This window comes from Deltaproteobacteria bacterium (assembly GCA_026712905.1).
Lineage (GTDB): Bacteria > Desulfobacterota > Binatia > UBA9968 > JAJDTQ01 > JAJDTQ01.
In genome coordinates, this window is record JAPOPM010000223.1 from 89,460 (window position 1) to 104,515 (window position 15,056).

The following is a 15,056-nucleotide window of genomic DNA, read 5'->3' on the forward strand; positions in this document are numbered from 1 at the left end:
CCGCAAGGTCCGGAAACCACCCTATGTGGGACAAGGCAGTCAGACAGCCCGCGACCACCACCGAACAGCTCCAGGGGTTCGTCGAGCGGGTCACCTTCCATAGCGAGGACAGCGGCTTTTGCGTCCTGCAGGTGAAGGCCCGCGGCCAGCGGGACCTGGTGACGGTGGTGGGCAACGCGGGCGCGGTGAACGCGGGCGAGGAGATCGACTGCCAGGGGGGCTGGGTCAACGACGCCACCTACGGCCTCCAGTTCCGCGCGGCGGCCCTGAGAGTCATTCCCCCCACCACCCTCGAAGGGGTCGAGAAGTACCTGGGGTCGGGGTTGATCAAGGGCATCGGCCCGCACTTCGCGCACCAGCTCGTCAAGGAGTTCGGCGCCGAGGTGTTCGACGTCATCGAGCAGGACCCGGACCGGCTGCGCACGCTGGAGGGCATCGGCACCAAGCGCCAGGAGCGCGTCGTCGAGGCGTGGCGCGAGCAGAAGGCCATCCGCGAGATCATGGTCTTCCTGCACACCCACGGCATCGGCAACGCGCGCGCGGCGCGCATCTACCGGGTGTACGGCGACGCCGCCATCGAGCGCATCCGGGAGAACCCCTACCGGCTGGCCCTGGACATCCACGGCATCGGCTTCCTCACCGCGGACGTCATCGCGCAAAAGCTGGGCATCCCGTCGGACTCGGTGATTCGCATCCGCGCGGCCCTGCACCACGTGCTCTGGGAATTGTCGTCCGAAGGGCACTGCGCGGCGGCGCGACCGAACCTGATGGAGCGCACGGTGGAGCTTCTCGAAGTGACGCCCGCGCTGGTGGAAGAGGCCATCGGGCTGGAGGTAGCGGCGGGAAACCTCGTGGCGGAGCACGTGGGGGGCGAGCCGGCGCTGTTCCTCACCCCGCTCCACCGCGCCGAGGCCGGCGTCGCCGGCCATCTGCAACGGCTTCTGCGCGGCGCACCGCCCTGGGGCAAGGTCGACGGCGCGCGGGCGATTCCATGGGTGGAGCAGGCCACCGGCCTGAGCCTGTCGGAGTCCCAGCGCCGGGCGGTGGAGACCGTGCTCGACGGCAAGGTCACCGTGTTGACCGGCGGACCGGGGGTGGGCAAGACCACCATCGTCAACAGCATCCTCAAGCTGGTGGAGGCACGACGCGCCCAGGTGCTGCTGTGCGCGCCCACCGGGCGCGCGGCCAAGCGCCTGTCGGAGTCCGCCGGCGCCGAAGCACGCACCATCCACCGCCTGCTGGAATTCGATCCCAGGCAGATGGGCTTTCGCAAGGATGAAGCCGATCCCCTGGACGTGGAGCTGCTGGTGGTGGACGAGGCGTCCATGGTGGACGTGCTGCTGATGAACCAGCTCCTCAAGGCCGTGCCCACCCACGCCGCGGTGCTGTTCGTGGGGGACGTGGACCAGCTCCCCTCGGTGGGACCGGGTTCGGTGCTGCAGGACATCATCGAGTCCGGACAGGTACCCACGGTGCGGCTCACGGAGATCTTCCGGCAGGCGGCATCCTCAAGCATCGTGGTCAACGCCCACCGCATCAACGACGGCATGGCCGTCGAAACCCCGGACGGGAGCGGCGAGCTGCAGGACTTCTATTTCATTCCGGCCGAGTCCCCCGAGGAAATCCACGACAAGCTGTTCCAGGTGGTCACCGAGCGCATACCCAAGCGCTTCGACCTGAGCCCCATCCGGGACATCCAGGTGCTGACCCCCATGAACCGCGGCAGCCTGGGCACGCGCTCGCTCAACGTGGAGTTGCAGAAGCGACTAAACGCCGGCGCCGAGCCCCAGGTGAGCCGCTTCGGCTGGAGCTACGCGCCGCGGGACAAGGTCATCCAGACCATCAACAACTATGACAAGGAAGTCTTCAACGGCGACATCGGGCAGGTGTCGCGGGTCGACCTGGACGAGGGCCAGCTCCACGTCGTCTTCGACGACCGCACGGTGCCCTACGATTTCACCGAGCTGGACGAGATCGCCCTGGCCTACGCCACCTCGGTGCACAAGAGCCAGGGCTCCGAGTACCCGGCGGTGGTGATCCCGCTGGCCATGCAGCACTACCTGCTGCTGCAGCGCAACCTGATCTACACCGCGGTCACACGCGGCAAGCGCCTCGTGGTCATCATCGGCCAGCCCCGCGCCCTGAGCATGGCGGTAGGGAACGCCCGCGCCACGCGCCGCCTCACGAACCTCGCCGCCCGGCTCGCCGGCAGCGCCGCAGCGCCTTCGGCCCTTTCCCTCTTCGGGAGCGACCCCGGGTGAGGCGGCAAGGGTGTATTTGACAGTCCGCTCATCTTTCGAGTACAGCACACCGGGACAGCATCACGAGGTGAACCGACCATGAAAACACTCATTCAGGGCGGCTGGGTGGTGGGTTACGACGGCGGCGGCCACGAGCTCCTGCCCGACGGCGTGGTGGTCTACGAGGATGATCGCATCATTCACGTGGGTTACGGCTTCGACGGACCGGTGGACCGCACCATCGACGCGCGCGGCCGGTTGATCGGGCCGGGACTCATCAACTGCCACATCCACGCGGGCACCAACGCCCGCCACGTCATGCTGAACGACGCCACCAAAACAGACTACCTCGGGATGAACTTCCTGTCCTACGGGGCCATGCGGCGTGGCGCCAAGGGCATGGGGCCGCCGCCGCGCGCGGGGGTGGAGGGGAAGTTCGGCGTGTGGGCCGCCATGCGCGGCGGCGCCACCACCATCCTGGACGTGGGTACCCGCGGGACCATGATCGACGGCTTTACCGAGATGATCGGTGAGCTGGGTGCGCGCGCCTACCTCGGCGCCGGCTATCGCAGCGCCGCCTACGTGCTCGACGACCAGGGACGCATCCAGTGGGACTGGAACGAGGCCAGCGGCGAACAGGGGCTGGCACGGGCCGTGGAATACGCGCAACAGCACGACGGCGCCCACGACGGCCGCATCCGCGCCATGCTGTACCCCGGGCAACTGGACACCTGCACACCCGAGCTGCTCCAGGCGACGAAGCGCGCCGCAGCCGATCTCGGCATCGGCATCCAGCTCCACACCGCCATGAATCCCCTGGAGTTCCAGTCGACCCTGCGGCAGCGCGGGGTGACGCCGATCCAGTACCTGCACGACCTGGACTTCCTGGGCGAGGAAGTGATCCTCGGACACTGCGTGTTTCACAGCCGGCACTCCTGGTGCCACTACCCCTACACCGACGACCTGGCGATGCTGGCGGACAGTGGCGCCTCGGTGGCGCACGCCCCCTACAAGTACGCCAAGATGGGCATCGCGCTGGAATCCTTCGACGCGTACCGGCAGCGCGGCATCAACGTGGTGCTGGGGACGGACACCTTCCCGCAGGACATGGTGCACGAGATGCGTCTGGCGGGCCTCGCCTGCCGCCTGGTGGAAGGAAGCTTCCGCGCCGGCAAGCCCTACGACGTGTACCACGCCGCCACCCTGGGTGCCGCCAAGGCCCTGCGCCGCGACGACCTGGGACGGCTGGCGCCGGGCGCCAAGGCCGACATGATCCTCGCGGACCTGCGCCGCACCCACTTCGGCGCCGTGCGCGATCCCATCAAGTCCCTGGTGGAAGGCGGCAGCGGCAGCGACATCGAAACCATTATCGTGGACGGGGAGACGCTGCTGGAAGGCGGCCGTCCCACGCGTTTCGATGAAGCCGAATTGCTGACCGAGATCCAGGAAGGCGCCCAGCCGCTGTGGGACTCCGTGCCCGAATGGCGCGCCCTGGGCGAGACCATCGACGACGTGGCCCCCATGAGCTACCCGGTGCGGCCGCGTTGAACAGCCGGTTGGACTAGTGTGGTGTCAATCCGACCAGGGACGCCAAGGTCTCGGGAGCACCTCTTTCAGGCGCCCCGACGGGCGTCCGAGGAGGCCGCGGTGCCGACCATCGAGAGACAAGGCGTCACCCTCTACTACGAAACCCACGGCGCGGGGCGTCCGTTCCTGTTCCTGAGCGAGACCGCGTGCCACTGCGACGTGTGGAAGCTCCACCAGGTGCCCGAGTTCTCCCGCGGCCATCAGGTGATCCTGTACGACTATCGCGGCACCGGCCGTTCGACCTGGCCGTCGGGGCCCTACAGCGTCAAGGATTTCGCCGACGACGCGGCGGCGGTCCTGGAACACTTGGACGCTCGCGACGCGGTCGTATGCGGCCATTCCATGGGTGGCTCGGTGGCCCAGGTCATGGCCCTGGACCATTCCGACCGGGTCTCCGCCCTGATCTGCGCCTCGGGCCGCGCCTTCAATCCGACGCCGGGCATCCCGCTGCGAATCGCCAAGGAAATGGTGGAGTGGGGCTACAAACAGTACCTGCGCGACCACGGCATCCTCGTGGGCTTCACCGACGCGTTCGTCAAGCGGTACCCTCACCGGGTGGAAGGCTATCTGGCGGTGCGATTGGCACACCTCAACCCGGTGGAACAGTATTTTCGCCACGTCATCGCGCGCCAAGCGCACGACGTGAAGGAACGCCTCAAGGAAATCCGCATGCCCACGCTGATCCTGGTGGGGGCGGAGGAGCACAACGTCACCAGCGACACGTCGTTGCGGCAGGCCGCGGACGAGCTGGCCGCCGGAATTCCGGGAGCGGAATTCGTCGAGCTCGAGGGCGAGAGGCACAGCTATTTCTTCGTGAACCCCGACGCGGCCCACGCCGCGATCCGGAAGTTCCTGGCCGGTTGACCCGGAAACGGCCGACGCGGCGCCACGCCGCCGCCTTGACGCCGCCATGGACGCGGCCCGCGGGAGGACAAGGATGAACGCGATCTTTCAAACGGAACCCAACATGGCCTTCGTCATCCTGCGCCTGGGCCTGGCCGTGACCTTCTTCGCCCACAGTTCAATGCATCTCATCGGCTGGTTCGGCGGCAGGGGCATCAAGGGACAGACGGGCAACTGGCGCGACAAGTATCACATCCCCGTGTGGATCGGCGTCATCGGCATCCTCACGGAGGCGCTCAGCGTGCCAGCGTTGATCCTGGGCTTCTTCACCCGCCCGCTGGCCCTCGGCCTGATGATCTTCCTCGCGGTGGCCACCTGGAAGAGTCACGTGGAGTTCGGTTTCTTCCTGTCCGGCGGCGGCCGCAAGGGCATGGGCATCGAATATTGCCTCGCCCTCTTCCTGATGGCGTTCGCGCTTCTGGTGGGCGGCGCGGGAGCGCTGTCCATCGACGGGATGCTCGCCCGGTAGTATCGACGTCCGTCGTTTCTCCCGCCGCCCGTTACGATGTCCGTTTCCGCGATCCGGACGCGCTTGAGCGCGGGGTTCGACGGGCACCGGCTCGGGAGGCCGTCGCGGATGCGGCGCGCTTTCTTGTCCGGGGCTTGCCTGCCGCGCGCCGCCGGGCCAGCAGGGCCGTGACCGTCCTGTAGACCATCCAGCCGACCGCGGCGGCGATCCACACCGGGGCGCTGGCCTGCAGGATCACATCGCGATCCCGGTAGAGCAGGAAACAGAGCACGGTCCAGCCGAGGCTGAGCCACAGGAGCACGATGGCGGAACGCATGGACTGCTAGTGTCTGGTCAGGCCGGCGCTCACCGCCTACGCGGTCTCGGCCGCCGCTTTCCTCAGTGCGCGCCACACGCGTTCCGGCGTCAGCGGCAACTCGTGGATGCGGACCCCCGTGGCCTGCGCCAGGGCGTTGCAGACGGCCGGCGCCACCGGGATGATGCCGCCCTCCCCCATGCCCTTGGCGCCGTAGGGGCCGGGGCCGTCACCGTTCTCCAGCAGGCATGACTCGAAGATCCGGGGAATGTCCCGGAAGGCCGGCACCCGGTAGTCCACGAGGTTCGGATTGAGCGGCTGTCCGTCCGCGTAGATCAGCGACTCGAACAGGGTATGGCCCATGGCCATGACCGCGGCGCCCTCGTCCTGGCCCTCGGCCTGGCGCGGGTTGATGGCGCGGCCGACGTCGGCCACGCTGCTGTAACGCTCCACCGTCAACTCGCCGGTGTCCCGGTCCACCGCCACCACCGCACCGCCGATGCCCACTTCCCAGAAGATCGGCAGGATCGGCGAGATGCCGCCGCCGGCACGCACGTAGCCGCGGCCGATGAGCTCGCCGCCCGGCATGCCGAAGTAGCCCGACACCACCTCCGAGAAATCCCGCCGGGCCTCGCCGCACCAGGCCGCCCCACCCTTGAGCATCACCCGCTCCGGCTCGACGCCGAACTGCTCCGCGGCGATGGCCTTGACCTGCCGGTGGACGTCGGCGGCGGCGAACTTGACCGCGGTGCCCATCACCGTGGTGGAGCGGCTCGCGCCGGTAGAGCGGTCGAACGGCGTGGTATGGGTATCGGTGCCGCGCAGCCTCACGCGCTCGAACGGCACGCACAACTCCTCCGCCACAATCTGGCTCAGCACCGTGCGCGCGCCCTGCCCCACTTCGGTGCTGCCGGCCATGACCACCACGTCGCCGTCGCTCAGCAGACGCACGATGGCCGTGGATACGGGATTGGCCTCGCTGTCGGTGATGCCCACGGCGAAGCCCGTGCCGCCGCCGGCCGGCGGGGCTCCCGTCTGCCGGACCATCTCGGCCACTCGGTTGAGTCCCTCGCGCAGGTCACCGTCGACGCCGCGGGAGTTCGGGCGGATCGCCTCGTCGCGGTCCAGCAGGTGGCGCAGGCGGTACTGAAGGGGATCCAGCCCCAGCGCTTCGGCGATGCGGTCCATCTGCGCCTCCACCGGCCAGATCGACTGGGGGCCGCCGATGGAGCGCATGGAGCCGGCCGGCACGGAGTTGGTGTAGATGCCGTAGCTGTCGGAGCGGAAGTTGGCGCAGCGATAGGCGCCGTGCACGCGCAGGACGGCCCGCGCCACCACTCGCGGCCCGTTGTCGGCATAGGCGCCCGTGTCCAGGTACATCTTGACCTCGCGCGCCATGATGGTGCCGTCGCGCTTCACGCCGGTCTTGATGTGGCAGCGGGCCGAATGGCGCCGGGCGGTGAGCATGGACTCCGTGACGGAGTGTTGCAGGCGCACCGGCTGCCCCGGGGTCTTGCGCGCCAGCGCCACCACCAAGGGCTCGATCTTGAGGTACGACTTTCCGCCGAAGGCGCCGCCCACGTAGGGCACCACCACCTGCACGTCGGTCATGGAGAGACCGAAGAGTTTCGCCAGCTCGGAGCGGATCAGGAAGGGATGCGCCGAGGCGGACCACAGCGTGACCTGCCGCCCCCGCACCAGCGCGGTGGTCGTGTGGGGCTCCATGGAGTAGTGGCACACCATGGGGAAATGGAACGTGTCCTCGAAGATCTCGTCGGACTGCGCGAAGCCCCGGTCGGCATCGCCGAGCTCGATGTGCTCGTGGTGGCAGATGTTGGGGTGCTCGCGCGCGTCCGAGAGGTTCACGTCGTGGAAGTCGCCCGACCCCGCCGCGCGCTCGTGCAGCACCGGGGCGCCGTCCGCCAGGGCCTCGTCCAGCGAAGTGACGCAGGGCAGCTCATCGTACTCGACCTCGATGCGCGAGATCGCCTCCTCGGCCGCCAGCGCGCCGTGCGCGGCCACCGCGGCCACGGGTTCGCCCACGTGGCGCACCCGCTCCATGGCCACGATCGGACGGTCGCGCAGGCAGTGGCCGTAGTAGGGGTCCATGTCGCCCAAGTCGTCCCGGGACAGCACCGCCACCACGCCCGGGACGCGCAGCGCCGCGCTCACGTCGATGGAACGAACCCGGGCGTGGGCATGCGTGCCGCGCAGCACCCGCGCCTCAAGGGTGCCGGGGATGTCCAGGTCGCCGGCGTACATGGCCGCGCCGGTGACCTTGTCGACGCCCTCGATGCGGTTCCGGGGCGTGCCGACGACCTCCATGGCCGTGGATGCGCGTCCCGCTCTAGCCATAGATCACCACCGAACGAATGCTCTTGCCCTCGTGCATGAGGTCGAAGGCACCGTTGATGTCCTCCAGCGGCATGGTGTGGGTGATCATGTCGTCGAGGTTGATCTCGCCCGCGGTGTAGCGGTCGACGTAGCCGGGAAGCTGCGAGCGGCCCTTGACGCCGCCGAAGGCGGTGCCGCGCCACACCCGACCGGTGACGAGCTGGAACGGCCGCGTGCTGATCTCCTTGCCGGCCCCCGCCACCCCGATGATGGTGGACTCGCCCCAACCCTTGTGGCAGCACTCCAGGGCCGCGCGCATGGTGTCGACGTTGCCGATGCACTCGAAGGAGTAGTCCGCGCCGCCGTCGGTCATGTCCACCAGCACCTCCTGGACGGGGCGGTCCGAGTCCCTGGGGTTCAACACGTCCGTGGCGCCCAGGCGTTGCGCCATGTCGAACTTGGCCGGGTTGGTGTCGACGCCGATGATGCGGCCGGCCTTGGCCATGACCGCGCCCTGGATCACGCTCAGGCCGATGCCGCCCAGGCCGAACACGGCCACCGTGGCGCCGGCCTCCACCTTGGCGGTGTTGAGCACCGCGCCGATCCCCGTGGTGACGCCGCACGCCAGCAGGCAGACCTTCTCCAGCGGGGCCTTGGGGTCGATTTTCGCCACGGAGACCTCCGGCAACACCGTGTACTCGCTGAACGTGGACGTTCCCATGTAGTGGAAGATGGGCTTGCCGCCGAGGGTGAACCGGCCGGTGCCGTCGGGCATGACGCCCTGGCCCTGGGTCACGCGGATGGACTGGCACAGGTTGGTCTTGCCCGAGCGGCAGTAGTCGCACGCGCGGCATTCGGGCACGTACAGGGGAATCACGTGGTCGCCGGCCTTCACCGTGGTGACGCCCGCGCCCACCTCCTCCACCACCGCGCCGCCCTCGTGTCCGAGGATGGAGGGGAACAGTCCCTCGGGATCGGCGCCCGAGAGGGTGAACTCGTCGGTGTGGCAAACGCCGGTGGCGACGATACGCATCAGCACCTCCCCTTCCCGGGGTCCTTCGACGTCGACTTCGACCACTTCCAGGGGCTTGCCGGCTTCAAATGCAACGGCCGCGCGTGACTTCATATTCGGCTCCTTTCCGCATGCCCGCCAGGGCAATTTCTACGCACCCGGCCCAACCGTTATCGGGCTTCCTTGCGCCCGCACAGAATCGAGAAGACTTCACAGGCGATGCCGGTGGCCTCGTAGCCGTCCACGCCGTTGGCCTGCGCGATGGCGAACATCTGGTAGACCAGTGAGCTGAAGGGCACCGGGATCTCCATCTCCCGGGCGACGTCGAGGCCGAAGCCCACGTCCTTGGGCATCCACGACTTTCGGGGCTTGAACTCGCCGCTCACGATGATCCGGGTGACGCGCTCCAGGGCGTCGGAGTAGTTCTGCGAGCTGCGAATGAAGTTCTCGAAGTCCTCCTCGTTGAGACCCCCCGCCTTGAGCCAGTTATACACCTCCACCATACCCATGTGCATGATGCCGCTGAACATGGCGTTGGCGGTCTTCACGAGCTTGGCGTTGCCCAGTTCGCCCATGTAGACGACTTTCTTCCCCATGGCCTGGAAGACAGCCAGGTTCTCGTCGTAGAGCGGCCGCGGGCCGGAGGCCCAGATGGAGAGGGTCGCCGCCGCGGCGGCTTCCTCCACGCCGCTGACGGAGGCGTCGAGCAGCGCCCAGCCGCGCTCCCCGAGGGTCCCGTTCACGTCCAGGACGGTCTTCTTGTCGATGCTGCTGAAATCCACCCAGGTGCGCGCGCCTCCGGCCGCCTCCGACAGGCCCCCTTCACCCAGCGCCACCTGGCGCACGGCCGCGCCGTAGGGCAGCATGGAGAGCACCACGTCACTGGCCTCGGCCACCTCCCGTGGGCTGCCCTTGAACACCGCGCCGTTCTCCTCGAGCGGCCGGGTCACCTCCCGGCGGACATCGTTGACCACGACGCCGAAGCCGGCCTTGAGCAGGTTGGCGGCCATGCCGCTGCCCATTCCGCCCGTACCGATGAATCCGATCTGCTTCACGAGTGTCTCCTTGGTTTTCGTGCGCCTTGTCGGAGAATGCGCTGGATCTGCCGCAGGCGGCCTTCATCCTCGGCTTCCAGGCGAACCCCCGGGGGCAGCCCCTCGATCAGCTTGCGCGCGTTGGCGATACGCACCGCGGTCGCCGGGTGGGTCGACAGAAAGCTCGGCGCGGAGCCGCCGCCCTTCTCCTTTTGCAGCGTTTCAAAGAAGCTGACGAGCCCACGCGGATCGTAGCCCGCCCGGTGCATGAGCCCCAGGGCAAAGACGTCCGCTTCGTGCTCGGCCTCGCGGCTGAACGTGTTGAGGTATCCCATGGCCGCCAGGCCGCCGAGAGCCGCGGTGGCCCGCCCCGCTTCGGCGCCCGCGGCGATTTGGGCGGCGGCCGCACCCGCCTGCCGCAGAATGTTGGTGGCGAGGGCGCGGTTGAAGTTGCGGGCGACGTGGCGCTTGGCCACATGCCCGATCTCGTGGGCGATGACCGCGGCCAGCTCGCTCACGTTCCGCGCCGCGAGAATGGTACCGGTGTAAAGGTAGATATGGCCCGCGGGCGCGGCGAACGCGTTGACGTCGTCATTGGGGACGACCTTGAAACGGTAGCTGAACGGCTGGGGCGCCGCGTGTTCAAGAAGCCGCGCACCGATGGCGGAGATGTATCGGGCAACGGTGGCATCGCGCACCAATTCGGTGCGGAGCTCGAAATTGCGTGAGAAGTCGGCTCCCAGGCTGCGCTCGTCCTCTACGCTCAAGGGGGCACAAGCCCCCAACACCGCCATCAGCAGCGTGCCCACCGCCGACCGGACAAATCCCGGGAAACGCATCGCCTAAGATTAACCGGCGCAACCTTGCCTTACAAGCGTTGCGGGCGCCGTTGCGCCCTCGGGACCGGCCGGGTCGCGGCGGCCGCTGCCGGGCGGTTTCTCAAGACCCTCCGGTGCGTTACAATCCAGCGTCATGGCTTCCAATCCCAAGAAGATCGCCGGTGAACACGCCGCGGACTATGTAACGCACGACATGATCGTAGGTCTGGGAACGGGCTCGACGGCCTATTTCGCCATCGTCCGGCTGGCCCAGAGAATCCGTGACGAATCGCTGCGCATTCGCTGCATCCCCACGTCCGAGAGTTCGGCGACCCTGGCGCGGGAACTCGGCATCCCCCTCACCAGTTTCGCGGAGGTGCTTCACGTCGACGTCACCATCGACGGCGCCGACGAGGTGGACCCGGCATTCAACCTCATCAAGGGCGGCGGCGGAGCGCTCCTGCGCGAAAAGTTCGTCGCCTCCGCGAGCGAGACCGAGTTGATCATCGTCGACGAGAGCAAGCTGAAAGAGCGCCTAGGCGCCTTTCCCCTGCCCGTGGAGGTCGTGCCGTTCGGCTGGCAGATGACGCGAAAGCGCCTGCGGGACCTCGGCTGCGACGCGCGTTTCCGCTCGTCGGACAACGCCCCGTTCGTGACCGACAACGGCAACTACATCCTGGACTGCTCGTTCGGCGTCATTGAGGATCCGCCCACCCTGGAACGCGAGATCGTCGGGACCTGCGGTGTCGTGGAGTGCGGGATCTTCAGCGGGCTCGCCACCCGGATCCTCATCGGCACGTCCGACGGGAACCTGGTTGAGCGGGCGGACCCGGAGAAGCTCACCTGACGGGACCGGCTACCAGCGTTCCCGGTTCCCACCACCGCCGCGGTTGTCTCCGAATCCGCCGCGGCGTTCCTGAGGACGCGCCTCGCTGACCGTCAACTTGCGTCCCCCCAACTCCGTTTCGTGCAGGGCATCGATGGCCTGTTGTGCCTCGTCCCCCGACCCCATCTCCACGAAACCGAATCCGCGCGAGCGGCCCGTGAACTTGTCGGTGATGATCCTGGCGGACACCACCGTGCCGTGCGCGGCAAACACGTCCTGGAGTTGATCTTCCGTTGTCGCGTAGGGCAGACCGCCCACATACAGCTTCTCGTTCATGCTTTCCTCCGTCTTTTCTCTTTTCGACCCCGCGACAGGACACGATGAAAGCCGAACGCAATAGGGACGATCGAAGCTCTCGGACCGGGTTTGGATCTTACGCGATCTCTCACAAGGCGAAAAAGATATCGTTCATTTGTCAACCCGTTGTACCTTATATTGACCCGCTACCCTTTTTGTCAACTGGGTTCCGCAAATTCACTAATCGTTAACCGCTAATGTCATTAGCGCAAAAGGCGATACCAGAGTGGCGTCCCCAAGGCGACGAGCAGGAAGAAGACGCCGGCGCCGGCGAACATCGGCGCGAAACCCCACGTGTTGGCCGCCCACCCGAGCACCAGCGGAAGAGCCATGGGCGACATGTTCCAGCCGAGTCCGGTGGCGGCCATCACCGCCGACCGATCGCTGGCGCGGCTGAGGTCCACCGCCTGAACCTGATTGAGCAGGTCCGCCACGGCCCCGGCCATGCCCAGGCCGGCGATGCAAAGACCTAGAAGCAGCCATCCTTGCGTCCAGATGCTGGCGAGGATGCACAGCCCCAACCCGGCCATGCTGATCGCGTAGAACCCCTTCTCGCGTTCGATGGTGATCTCGGAGCCCAAGGCCAGTCCGATGGCCACCGGACCGATGGAACGCACCGCGATGATCACGCCGATCCAGCCCTCGGCAAAGCTCAAGTCGCTCATGTAGACTGGGTAGATGGACTGGGTGATGCCGAAGGGCACGGCCGCCGCGCACGAACTCGAGATGAGCAGCCAGGTCCGCCCCCGCAGCAGACGGCGGCTCATCCCCACGGTCGTCTCCCACACCGTGCGGCCGCCGTGCACGCGGATGGGCGGGAGCACGAAGCCCAGCAACATGCCCAGCACCGAAGCGAAAGTCACCAGGGCGAACGTATAGCCGTATCCCAGCCAGCCCGCGAGCACGCCGCCGAGGGCCAGCCCCAACAGTTGGCCCGTGTAGTTGGCCGCCGACAACTGCCCGAGCATCTTGCCCGGATAGCGGCTGGAGAGCTGGCTCGCCATGGACTGGGCCGGAACCCAGAACATGCTGCGCGAGAGGTTCGCCAGGCCGCTTGACAACATCAGCGAGAGGAACCCCCCCGCCAGGGCCAGCGTGACGGCCGCAAGCACGTTCAGGGAATAGCAGGCCTGGAGCATGCGGTGCTCGCCGTAGCGGTCGGCCAGGGCGCCGCCAACGAAGCGCATGATGATGGTCAGCAAGTAGGGGAGCCCCACCAGCGACCCGATGTCGAGCACGGAGAGCCCCAGGCTCACGCCGACGAGCGGCGTGAGCACGAACAACATGCCGTTGCACATGTTCCACAGGAGCGCGCCCGCGAAGAGGATTCCCCGCGCCGGTCGGATGCGGCCCGTATCGTTCATCGAATGTCTGGTTGGAGGCGGGGGGCGGGTATCCGCCGCGCCCTTATCCGTCCCGGTCCAGGGCGTAGTAGGCGGCGCAGTTGTCCCACAGGATCTTGTGCTTGTCTTCCTCGCTGATGGTGGCGAGATCGAGGAAGCTTTCCACCGCGTGGGGGAACTTGGAGTCACCGTGGGGATAGTCGGTGGAGAACACGATACGCTCGTTGCCGAGGTAGTCGATGACGTACTTCACCGGCTCCTCGTCCGGTTCCACGGACACGAAGCACTGGCGCTTGAAGTACTCGCTCGGGGGCATGGCCAGATCCGGCGACCAGACGTCCGCCTCCCTCTCGCATGCCTCGTCCATGCGCCAAAGGAGCCAGGGCAGCCAGCCGCAGTTGGCCTCCAAGAAGGCCACCCTCAGGTTCGGATGCCGCGCCAGCACGCCTCCCGCGCAGATGCTGCCCATGGCCAGCATTTGCTCCACGGGCTGGGCGAACACGCGCCGCAGCATGAAGTTGGGTTCGAACTGGTCGCCCACCTGACGCACGCCCGAAGACGAGGACTCGTGCAGTCCCAGGGGCATGTGGAGCTCTTCCAGGGCGCTCCAGAGGGGCTCGTAACAGGGGTCGTGGAAGCTGCGGTCGTTGACGGGATTCGAGCGCATGAAGATGCCCCGGAAGCCCAGTTCCCTGGCGCAGCGGGTCGCCTCCGCCACCGCCGCGTCGACGTCGAAGGGCGACAGCATGCCCGCGCCCAGCAGGCGCGTGGGGTCGGCCGCGCAGAAATCGTGAAGCCAGTTGTTGTAGGCCCGCGCCACGGCGGCGGCGAAACGCGGTTCCATGTCCGCCTCGCTCAGGGCCTGGAGGCCGCGCGTGGGATAGAGCACCGCCACATCGATGCCCTCGATGTCCATGGCTTCCAGTTGCACCTCCGGCGTCCAGCCCCGCTCCGCGTGGGTGCCGTAGATGCCCTGGTTCTTCTTGAAGTTGTGCCCCTGAGTGACGTTGCCGGCATGGACCTCGGGGAGGCCCCAGAGCCTTCCGTCCGGATGGACCATGCGCAGGTCGCGCACGTTCTCGCTGGTGACGCCGCGGGGGGCGTAAGGCCTGAACTCGGGCTCCAGGTACTTCTCCCACAAGTCCGGCGGCTCCATGATGTGCATGTCGCTGTCGAGAATGCGGTATCCGTTCTTGGCCATCTGTTCCTCCCGTCGGACTCGGACCCGGCCTATCCCTTCCAGGCGCCCCACGCCAGGCTGAGCCACCCCACCAGGAACGCGAGCCCGCCGATGGGGGTGATCGCGCCCAGCCAGCGGATGCCCGAAAGGCTCAGGACGTAAAGGCTGCCCGAGAACACCACCGTGCCGACGACGAACGACCAGCCGGCCACCAGGAACTCGGGACGGGGCCAGCGCCCGAACGCCAGCGCCACGGCCACCAGTCCCAGCGCGTGGTACATCTGATAGCGCACGCCTACCTCGAAGATGTCGAACATCTCGACCGAGAGCCGGCTGCGCAGGCCGTGGGCGGCAAACGCGCCCAGCGCGACCCCGGCAAACCCGGACAAGGAACCCAGCAGCAGGAACAGACGATCGGCGCCCACGAGAACTCCGGCGCACCGCTCCGGCATACGGAACGCGATGCGAAACAAGACAGGGTGTCCGCCGGACCGCCCCCCAAGAAAGCCTTCGGAGGCGGTGCCCGCGCGATCCGCTAGTCTTTCACACGGACTCCGCGATTGCAACGTGTTGCGGAAGGATGGTGGGGGTGCGGCGGGGATGGACAATTCACCCCCCTTGGGCTACTCTATCGCAACATGACACGGAGTCCACGCGG

14 protein-coding genes are annotated in these 15,056 nt (G+C 67.5%); 5 read left to right on the forward strand and 9 right to left on the reverse strand.

The window, feature by feature from the left end:
- The first annotated feature begins 23 nt into the window (after positions 1 to 23).
- From OXF11_18915 to OXF11_18930, 4 genes are all read left to right on the forward strand, one after another.
- On the forward strand, positions 24 to 2,261 hold the full coding sequence (locus OXF11_18915) for an ATP-dependent RecD-like DNA helicase (GenBank protein ID MCY4489168.1): 2,238 nt from the start codon (positions 24 to 26) through the stop codon (positions 2,259 to 2,261).
- 78 nt (positions 2,262 to 2,339) lie between these two features.
- Positions 2,340 to 3,788 carry a chlorohydrolase family protein gene (locus OXF11_18920; protein MCY4489169.1) on the forward strand — a complete coding sequence of 483 codons (1,449 nt, stop codon included), beginning with the start codon at positions 2,340 to 2,342 and terminating at the stop codon, positions 3,786 to 3,788.
- Positions 3,789 to 3,887: 99 nt separating this feature from the next.
- Positions 3,888 to 4,691 carry an alpha/beta fold hydrolase gene (locus OXF11_18925; GenBank protein MCY4489170.1) on the forward strand — a complete coding sequence of 268 codons (804 nt, stop codon included), beginning with the start codon at positions 3,888 to 3,890 and terminating at the stop codon, positions 4,689 to 4,691.
- Between the two features lie 73 nt (positions 4,692 to 4,764).
- Positions 4,765 to 5,199, forward strand: a complete 435-nt coding sequence (locus OXF11_18930) for a DoxX family protein (GenBank protein ID MCY4489171.1) — start codon at positions 4,765 to 4,767, stop codon at positions 5,197 to 5,199.
- A 31-nt stretch (positions 5,200 to 5,230) separates the two neighbouring features.
- Here the strand turns inward: OXF11_18930 and OXF11_18935 are convergent, their stop codons facing one another.
- The 5 genes from OXF11_18935 to OXF11_18955 are packed head-to-tail and all read right to left on the reverse strand — an operon-like array spanning position 5,231 to position 10,713.
- Positions 5,231 to 5,515 carry a hypothetical protein gene (locus OXF11_18935; protein MCY4489172.1) on the reverse strand — a complete coding sequence of 95 codons (285 nt, stop codon included), beginning with the start codon at positions 5,513 to 5,515 and terminating at the stop codon, positions 5,231 to 5,233.
- Positions 5,516 to 5,551: 36 nt separating this feature from the next.
- Positions 5,552 to 7,849, reverse strand: a complete 2,298-nt coding sequence (locus OXF11_18940; protein ID MCY4489173.1) for a xanthine dehydrogenase family protein molybdopterin-binding subunit — start codon at positions 7,847 to 7,849, stop codon at positions 5,552 to 5,554.
- Positions 7,842 to 8,954 carry an S-(hydroxymethyl)glutathione dehydrogenase/class III alcohol dehydrogenase gene (locus OXF11_18945; GenBank protein MCY4489174.1) on the reverse strand — a complete coding sequence of 371 codons (1,113 nt, stop codon included), beginning with the start codon at positions 8,952 to 8,954 and terminating at the stop codon, positions 7,842 to 7,844. The genes OXF11_18940 and OXF11_18945 overlap by 8 nt, the downstream gene beginning before the upstream one ends.
- A 56-nt stretch (positions 8,955 to 9,010) precedes the next feature.
- A complete protein-coding gene (locus tag OXF11_18950; GenBank protein MCY4489175.1) occupies positions 9,011 to 9,895 on the reverse strand; it encodes an NAD(P)-dependent oxidoreductase in 885 nt (294 codons plus the stop codon).
- On the reverse strand, positions 9,892 to 10,713 hold the full coding sequence (locus tag OXF11_18955; protein ID MCY4489176.1) for a M48 family metallopeptidase: 822 nt from the start codon (positions 10,711 to 10,713) through the stop codon (positions 9,892 to 9,894). The genes OXF11_18950 and OXF11_18955 overlap by 4 nt, the downstream gene beginning before the upstream one ends.
- 133 nt (positions 10,714 to 10,846) lie before the next feature.
- On the opposite strand from OXF11_18955, the gene rpiA reads away from it, so the two are divergent.
- Entirely contained in the window at positions 10,847 to 11,539 is a 693-nt protein-coding gene (gene rpiA / locus OXF11_18960; protein ID MCY4489177.1) for a ribose-5-phosphate isomerase RpiA, read from the forward strand.
- Between the two features lie 9 nt (positions 11,540 to 11,548).
- Here the strand turns inward: rpiA and OXF11_18965 are convergent, their stop codons facing one another.
- The 4 genes from OXF11_18965 to OXF11_18980 form a co-directional block, all read right to left on the reverse strand.
- A complete protein-coding gene (locus OXF11_18965) occupies positions 11,549 to 11,854 on the reverse strand; it encodes an RNA-binding protein (GenBank protein MCY4489178.1) in 306 nt (101 codons plus the stop codon).
- Between the two features lie 224 nt (positions 11,855 to 12,078).
- On the reverse strand, positions 12,079 to 13,239 hold the full coding sequence (locus tag OXF11_18970; protein ID MCY4489179.1) for an MFS transporter: 1,161 nt from the start codon (positions 13,237 to 13,239) through the stop codon (positions 12,079 to 12,081).
- Positions 13,240 to 13,282: 43 nt separating this feature from the next.
- Positions 13,283 to 14,419 (reverse strand): amidohydrolase family protein, encoded by a 1,137-nt coding sequence (locus OXF11_18975; protein ID MCY4489180.1) that lies wholly within the window; start codon positions 14,417 to 14,419, stop codon positions 13,283 to 13,285.
- A gap of 29 nt (positions 14,420 to 14,448) precedes the next feature.
- On the reverse strand, positions 14,449 to 14,823 hold the full coding sequence (locus OXF11_18980; GenBank protein ID MCY4489181.1) for a DUF423 domain-containing protein: 375 nt from the start codon (positions 14,821 to 14,823) through the stop codon (positions 14,449 to 14,451).
- Between the last annotated feature and the right edge of the window lie 233 nt (positions 14,824 to 15,056).

Bases quoted from the DNA above. Each gene is read 5' to 3' on its own strand.
- OXF11_18915 (MCY4489168.1), top strand. From the start codon at position 24: ATGTGGGACAAGGCAGTCAGACAGCCCGCGACCACCACCGAACAGCTC.
- OXF11_18965 (MCY4489178.1), bottom strand. From the start codon at position 11,854: ATGAACGAGAAGCTGTATGTGGGCGGTCTGCCCTACGCGACAACGGAA.
- OXF11_18955 (MCY4489176.1), bottom strand. From the start codon at position 10,713: ATGCGTTTCCCGGGATTTGTCCGGTCGGCGGTGGGCACGCTGCTGATG.
- OXF11_18970 (MCY4489179.1), bottom strand. From the start codon at position 13,239: ATGAACGATACGGGCCGCATCCGACCGGCGCGGGGAATCCTCTTCGCG.
- OXF11_18930 (MCY4489171.1), top strand. From the start codon at position 4,765: ATGAACGCGATCTTTCAAACGGAACCCAACATGGCCTTCGTCATCCTG.
- OXF11_18975 (MCY4489180.1), bottom strand. From the start codon at position 14,419: ATGGCCAAGAACGGATACCGCATTCTCGACAGCGACATGCACATCATG.
- OXF11_18935 (MCY4489172.1), bottom strand. From the start codon at position 5,515: ATGCGTTCCGCCATCGTGCTCCTGTGGCTCAGCCTCGGCTGGACCGTG.
- OXF11_18940 (MCY4489173.1), bottom strand. From the start codon at position 7,849: ATGGCTAGAGCGGGACGCGCATCCACGGCCATGGAGGTCGTCGGCACG.
- rpiA (MCY4489177.1), top strand. From the start codon at position 10,847: ATGGCTTCCAATCCCAAGAAGATCGCCGGTGAACACGCCGCGGACTAT.
- OXF11_18945 (MCY4489174.1), bottom strand. From the start codon at position 8,954: ATGAAGTCACGCGCGGCCGTTGCATTTGAAGCCGGCAAGCCCCTGGAA.
- OXF11_18920 (MCY4489169.1), top strand. From the start codon at position 2,340: ATGAAAACACTCATTCAGGGCGGCTGGGTGGTGGGTTACGACGGCGGC.